The sequence below is a fragment of the Saccharomonospora iraqiensis subsp. iraqiensis genome (assembly GCF_000430445.1).
In the GTDB taxonomy this organism is placed as follows: Bacteria; Actinomycetota; Actinomycetes; order Mycobacteriales; family Pseudonocardiaceae; genus Saccharomonospora; species Saccharomonospora iraqiensis.
On record NZ_KE387102.1, the window covers coordinates 1 to 6,482 of the forward strand.

At 74.5% G+C, this 6,482-nt stretch carries 6 protein-coding genes; 3 read left to right on the forward strand and 3 right to left on the reverse strand.

Going from position 1 to position 6,482, the window contains the following annotated elements:
* Together ACTIR_RS0114385 and yaaA are read right to left on the reverse strand one after the other, a co-directional pair.
* Window positions 1-1,238, reverse strand: a 1,238-nt coding sequence (locus ACTIR_RS0114385) for a DEAD/DEAH box helicase (protein WP_154663766.1), incomplete at its 3' end; no start/stop codon positions are given.
* Window positions 1,239-1,532: 294 nt separating this feature from the next.
* Entirely contained in the window at window positions 1,533-2,282 is a 750-nt protein-coding gene (gene yaaA, locus ACTIR_RS0114390; protein ID WP_026454820.1) for a peroxide stress protein YaaA, read from the reverse strand.
* A gap of 224 nt (window positions 2,283-2,506) precedes the next feature.
* On the opposite strand from yaaA, the gene ACTIR_RS0114395 reads away from it, so the two are divergent.
* Entirely contained in the window at window positions 2,507-4,255 is a 1,749-nt protein-coding gene (locus ACTIR_RS0114395; RefSeq protein ID WP_026454821.1) for a proline--tRNA ligase, read from the forward strand.
* Window positions 4,256-4,265: 10 nt separating this feature from the next.
* A complete protein-coding gene (locus tag ACTIR_RS0114400; RefSeq protein ID WP_026454822.1) occupies window positions 4,266-5,273 on the forward strand; it encodes a hypothetical protein in 1,008 nt (335 codons plus the stop codon).
* Window positions 5,274-5,316: 43 nt separating this feature from the next.
* Here the strand turns inward: ACTIR_RS0114400 and ACTIR_RS0114405 are convergent, their stop codons facing one another.
* A complete protein-coding gene (locus tag ACTIR_RS0114405; protein ID WP_026454823.1) occupies window positions 5,317-5,727 on the reverse strand; it encodes a secondary thiamine-phosphate synthase enzyme YjbQ in 411 nt (136 codons plus the stop codon).
* A gap of 124 nt (window positions 5,728-5,851) precedes the next feature.
* Here ACTIR_RS0114405 and ACTIR_RS23440 point away from each other — a divergent pair.
* The coding region (locus ACTIR_RS23440; RefSeq protein ID WP_459166184.1) for a Rossmann-fold NAD(P)-binding domain-containing protein at window positions 5,852-6,482 on the forward strand (631 nt) is incomplete at its 3' end.

Consider the following 6,482-nt stretch of genomic DNA (forward strand, 5'->3'; position numbering starts at 1 on the left):
GGCGGCCTGCCGCCGCCCTTCGGGCGTGCGGGGCGGGTGGCCTCGGGGACCGGGACACCGCTGGGGATGCGCGCCCCCGTGATCTCGGCGAGATCCCCGGCCCCGGGGCGGACCGCGGTGTAGGTCGGGCGCACGCCCGCCTTCTCGGTCATCCGCCGCACCGTGCGCCGCTGGTCCCGGGTCAGCACCGTGACCACGGTGCCGGAGGCCCCGGCCCGCGCCGTCCGGCCCGCGCGGTGCAGGTAGTCCTTGTGGTCGGCGGCCGGGTCGACGTGCAGCACCAGGCTCACGTCGTCGACGTGGATGCCGCGGGCGGCCACGTCGGTGGCCACCAGCACGGGTGTGCGGCCCTCCTTGAAGTCGCCGAGCACGCGATTGCGCTGGCCCTGGGTCTTGCCGCCGTGCAGCGCTCCCGCACTCACCCCGTGGGCCCGCAGGCGGGTGGTGAGCCGGTCGACGTGGTGCTTGGTCCGGACGAACAGGATCGTGCGCCCCTCGCGGGCGGCGATCTCGGTGATGACGTCCTGCTTGTCCCGGTTGTCCACCTCGAGCAGGTGGTGCTCCATCGTGTCCACGTTCGTGGTGGTGTCCCCGATGGAGTGCGTGACCGGGTCGGTCAGGTAGGTCCGCACGAGCTGCCCGACCGCCCCGTCGAGGGTGGCCGAGAACAGCAGGCGCTGCCCGTCGCGCGGGGTGAGCTCCAGCAGTTCACGGACCTGCGGCAGGAAGCCCATGTCCGCCATCTGGTCGGCCTCGTCGAGGGTCACCGTCTCCACGGCGTCGAGCGAGCAGGTGCCCTGCCGCACGTGGTCGGACAACCGGCCCGGGGTGGCGATGAGCAGGTCGACCCCGCGGGACAGCGACTCGGCCTGGCGGGAGAACGACATCCCCCCGACGGCCGTGCGGCACCACAGGCCGAGCGACTTGGCGGGCCCGACGAGGCTGTCGGCCACCTGCATGGCGAGCTCGCGCGTCGGGACCAGCACCAGCGCCCGGGGACGCCGGGGTGCGGCCTTGCCGCCGTGCAGCCGGGAGAGCATCGCCAGCCCGAAGGCCAGCGTCTTGCCGGAGCCGGTCTGCGCGCGGCCGAGCACGTCGTGGCCCGCGAGGGCGTCGGGCAGCGTGGCGGCCTGGATGGGGAACGCCTCGGTCATGCCCGCCTGACGCAGGCAGTGTTGCAGCGGTGCGGGGAGGTCGAAATCGGAGAACGACGTCGTGTCGGACAGGGAGGTGGTCACTCGAATCCTCTCGAAAGCCCCTGAAGAGCCTCGGACGTGGCACGTCGCAAGGAGGCCCGGATACCGACACGCGGGAGGACCGCGATGCGAACACTGTGGGCGTCACCCAGGACGAACCCGGCGCGGGAACGCGCCCTCGGAAAAAGGGAAAGCACCGCACGCGGCGCGACGGGTCGATCCCGTGGGTGCCCGGTCAGCCTACCGCACGCGCCGGGACCGCCCGGTGCCGCCGGGGGTGAAGCCGCCGAGGCGGTGGTCACGCGCCCACGGGTCGGGTGACCGGGACGGGCCCGGTCACCCGACCACGAGCTCCAGTTCGCGTTCGGCGACCTGTTCGCAGGCGAGTCCCGCGGCCACGGCCGCGTCCCGCACGTCGGACGGGGTCTCCGGCTCGTCCCGCACCCGGGTGAGGGCGGCGGCCAGGCGGCCCTTGTGCGCCTTGTTGTGGTGGCTGACCGTGGCACGCCGTCCCCCGGTGTCCTCCGTGCCCGCGGTGACCACCCGCACGGTGATCGCGTCCGGGATCCGCGCCAGGGCCGCGTAGGGGCCGGAGCGCAGGTCCACCACGGGTTCGTCGAGCTCGGCGAGGACGGGCTCCAGCACCGGCCGCCACAGGCCGCGCAACGATCCCAGGCCGGGCAGCGTGGTCGCCCCGGAGAGCCGGTAGGCGGGGATCGGGTCGTCCGCGCGCACCACGCCGAACAGCGCCGAGGCCACGGCCAGGCGCCGGCCCGCCCGGTCCCGGTCGGCCCGGTCCATGCCGTCGACGTCGAGCGCGTCGTAGAGCACCCCGGTGTAACGGCGCAGGGCGGGCATCGTGGGCGCCGAGAACAGTTCCGCGTTGCGGGCGACCTCGCCGGACTGCCGCTGCGACAGCTTCAGCGCGGCCAGACTGGCCGGCACGTCGGCCGCCAGCTCCACCAGCGCGTCGGCCAGCTTGCGGCGCAGCGGGGTCAGTTCGGGCAGCGACAGGGCGTCCAGGTCCAGCGGGGCCCCGTCGCCGCCGTCGGCCTTGGTCTCGGACGGGGGGAGCAGCACGAGCACGGCCGCGAGCCTAACCCGCGTCCCGGCGCCGGTCCGGCGGTGGTGTACGGCGGCGAAACACCGGTTGCGGCAGCTCGCGCGGCGTTGACTACCCTTCGTCCAACAGCGCTTTTCCCGGTGCGGGTACCCGCCGAGCACCCGCGCCACCGTGGCGCCCGGCGCCTCCGTCGCCACGCCGCACCACGAGCAGCCGCCACGCCGCAACACGAGCCAAGGAGAACATCGTGATCACCAGGATGTCGTCGCTGTTCCTGCGCACGCTGCGTGAGGATCCGGCCGACGCCGAGGTGCCCAGCCACCGGCTCCTCGTCCGGGCGGGCTACGTGCGCCGGGTCGCCCCCGGCGGGTACTCCTGGCTCCCGCTCGGGCTGCGCGTGCTGCGCAACATCGAGGCGGTGATCCGCGAGGAGATGGACGGCATCGGTGCCCAGGAGATCCAGTTCCCGGCGCTGCTGCCGAAGGAGCCCTACGAGGCCACCGGCCGGTGGACCGAGTACGGCCCGAACGTCTTCCGGGTCGTGGACCGCAAGGGCGCCGACTACCTGCTCGGCCCCACGCACGAGGAGCTGTTCGCGCTCACCGTCAAGGGCGAGTTCAGCTCCTACCGGGACTACCCGGTGATGCTGTACCAGATCCAGACCAAGTACCGGGACGAGGCACGCCCCCGTGCGGGCCTGCTGCGCGGCCGCGAGTTCGTCATGAAGGACTCGTACTCGTTCGACCTCGACGACGAGGGCCTGGCCCGCTCCTACGCCCTGCACCGGGACGCCTACCTGCGGATCTTCGAGCGGCTCGGCATCGACTACGCCGTGGTGGCCGCGACCTCCGGGGCGATGGGCGGCTCGGCGTCGGAGGAGTTCCTCGCCCTCGCCGACAGCGGGGAGGACACCTACGTCCGCAGCACCGTCTCCGGCTACGCCGCCAACGTCGAGGCGGTGGTCACCCCCGCCCCGCCGGAGCAGCCGGTGGAGGACAGGCCCGCGGCGCAGGTGCACCACACCCCGGACACGCCCACCATCGACACGCTCGTCGACTTCCTGAACGACGCGAACCTCGGCCGCACCGTCAGCGCGGCGGACACGTTGAAGAACGTGCTGGTCAAGACCCGGATGCCCGGCGAGGACGAGTGGACCCTGCTCGGCGTCGGCGTCCCGGGCGACCGCGAGGTCGACATGAAGCGGCTGGAGGCCGCGCTGGAACCCGCCGAGGTGGCGCTGCTGGAGGAGGCCGACTTCACCGCGAACCCCTTCCTGGTGAAGGGCTATGTCGGCCCGCAGGCGCTGATCGCGAACGGGGTCCGCTACCTCGTCGACCCGCGCATCGTGCGCGGCACCGCCTGGATCACCGGCGCCGACAAGATCGACCACCACGTCGTCGACCTGGTCTGCGGGCGGGACTTCACCCCGGACGGCACGGTCGAGGCCGCCGAGGTGCGCGAGGGCGACCCGTCCCCGGACGGGCAGGGTGAGCTGGTCACCGCGCGCGGCATCGAGATCGGGCACATCTTCCAGCTCGGCCGCAAGTACACCGACGCCTTCGAGGTCGACGCGCTCGGCCCCGACTCGAAGCCGGTCCGCATCACGATGGGCTCCTACGGCATCGGGGTCTCCCGGCTGGTGGCGGCCGTCGCCGAGCAGCACCACGACGACCTCGGGCTGGTCTGGCCGCGCTCGGTCGCCCCGGCCGACGTGCACGTGGTCGTGGCGGGCAAGGACGAGGAGCTGTTCGCCGGTGGTGAGCGCCTCGCCGAGCAGCTGTCCGCACACGGCGTGCGGGTGCTGCTCGACGATCGCCGGGCCACACCCGGGGTCAAGTTCGCGGACGCGGAGCTCGTCGGGGTGCCGACGATCGTGGTCGTCGGGCGCGGACTCGCCAAGGGCGTGGTGGAGGTCAAGGACCGGGCCACCGGCGACCGCGACGAGGTCGCCGTCGACGACGCCGTTTCGCACCTTCTGGAGCTGGTGCGCCGGTAACCTCCCCCGTATGGGGTGGTTCCGTCGGCGACAGCCGGATAATCCGTTCGGGTACGAGGACAGGGCCGCGCTCACCGGGGTCGGCGGTTACGAGCCCGCCGACCCCGGTGACGCGACCCCGCGGCAGTGGCGGACGGAACCGTTCACCGCTCCGGACGCGGGTACGGACGGCACCGGGGGTGCGGGTCCGTCCGGGTCGGGCAGCACGGAGCGGGGCCGACGGCCCGCGTCGTCGGGTGCGCGCTTCGGGTGCGCGGTGCTCGCCCTGGTGCTGATCGGGGTGCCGAGCTACGTCCTGGGCGTGCGCGAATCCGGTGGTGACGACGGTGGCAGGGCGTCCGGGCCCGTCGGGGAGCCGTCCCGCGCGCGTCCCGTCCCGTCCCCGGAGCCGGAGGTGTCGGTGCCCGCCGCGGTGGACGGGTGGCAGCCCGTGGTGGGGGGCGGGGGCACGTACGCCTACGACGTCCCACCCGCGTGGTCGCCCTCGGCCTCGGTCCTGCACGGATGGGTCGACGAGCCCCGCCTGCCGGACGTCCGGTTGAGCACGAGCGCCTTCCTCGACGAGGGGTACTGCGCACCGGACCCGGACCGCGTCCGGGCGGGCAGCGGGCTGACCGTGGCGGACGATCCCGACCCCGCCCACGCCGCCGACGAACTCGCCGCGGCCGTGGCCCGGCACCTCTACACCCCGGACGGGGGACCGCGGCCGGAGGTGGCGCCGGGGGAGCGCCGATCCACCACGGTGTCGATGAACGGCTACCCGGAGGACGCCGCCCTGCGGGTGGCCGAGGTGACCGTGCGGGGCGACGGCCCCTGCCTGCCGGAGACGGCCCTGGTGGGGGCACTGGCGGTCACCCCGGTCGCGGGCGCGGACGGCCCGGGCCGACCGCCCGTGCTGGTGGTCTACGCCGGGCAGGGCACCCGGGCCGACCCCACCCGGGACGATGTCGTCCGCGTCCTCGAATCGCTGCGCTGGGTCGCCGCGGAGGACCGGCACACGGTCACCCCCACCGGGTGAGCACCCGGCCGGTGCGCGACGGGGTGTGCCGGTACCGGTGCACTCACCCGGGCAGGTGGCTCAGCCGCACCGTCCGGGTGGTGTTGTCGATGTTGGTGTCGACCAGGCAGATCGACTGCCACGTCCCCAGGGCGGGTGACCCGCCCAGCACGGGCACGCTCGCGTACGGCGGGAGGAACGCGGGCAGCACGTGATCCCGGCCGTGGCCGCTGCTGCCGTGCCGGTGCCGCCAGCGGTCGTCCCGGGGCAGCAGGTCGTCGAGCGCGGCCAGCAGGTCGTCGTCGCTGCCCGCGCCGGTCTCCAGGATCGCCAGCCCGGCCGTCGCGTGCGGCACCCAGACGTGCAGCAGTCCGTCACCCGCGTCGGTGGCGGACAGGAACCGCCGGATCTCCCCGGTGAGGTCGTGGACCACGGCGCGGCCGCCGGTGGACACCTCGATTTCCGTGGTGTGCATACCGACGACCGTAGCGGGTCCGTCCGGGCACGGCCGAGGTCGTGCGCTGGCACGGAGCACCGGGAGTGAATACCGTGACGGGCAGAGCAAGTCCCATCGCCGCACCGCGCCGAGGAGGACGCCCGTGGCCGAGACCCAGCCGGCGCCCGCGACCGGAACACCGCCGCGGGTCGGGGTGGTCGCCGAGAGCCGGGACGGGGAACGCCGGGTCGCGTTGGTCCCGCGGGCCGTCGAGCGGCTCACCCGGCGTGGCCTGCGGGTGGTGTGTGAACCGGGGGCGGGTGCGGGCGCGTGGTTCACCGACGAGGCCTACACCGACGCCGGCGCGGAGATCGGGGACGCCCGGGGCTGCGACGTCGTGCTCACGGTGGCACCCCCCACCCCCGACGAGGTCGGCGGGCTCCGCCCGGGGACGGTGCTGATCGGGTTCCTCGCGCCGTGGTCCGACACGGGCACGCTCGCGGCACTGGAGGAGGCCGGGGTGCGGGCGTTCGCCGTCGAGGCGGTGCCGCGGATCTCGCGGGCGCAGTCGATGGACGCGCTCTCCTCCCAGGCGGGCGTCGCCGGCTACCGGGCGGTGCTGCGGGCCGCCGACCTGCTCCCCCGGTTCTTCCCCATGCTGACCACGGCGGCGGGCACGGTCCCGCCGGCCTCGGTGCTCGTGCTCGGGGCCGGGGTCGCGGGGTTGCAGGCACTGGCGACGGCCAAGCGGCTGGGCGCGGCCACGACCGGCTACGACGTGCGCCCCCCGGGGG

Bases quoted from the DNA above. Each gene is read 5' to 3' on its own strand.
- ACTIR_RS0114400 (WP_026454822.1), top strand. From the start codon at position 4,266: ATGGGGTGGTTCCGTCGGCGACAGCCGGATAATCCGTTCGGGTACGAG.
- ACTIR_RS0114405 (WP_026454823.1), bottom strand. From the start codon at position 5,727: ATGCACACCACGGAAATCGAGGTGTCCACCGGCGGCCGCGCCGTGGTC.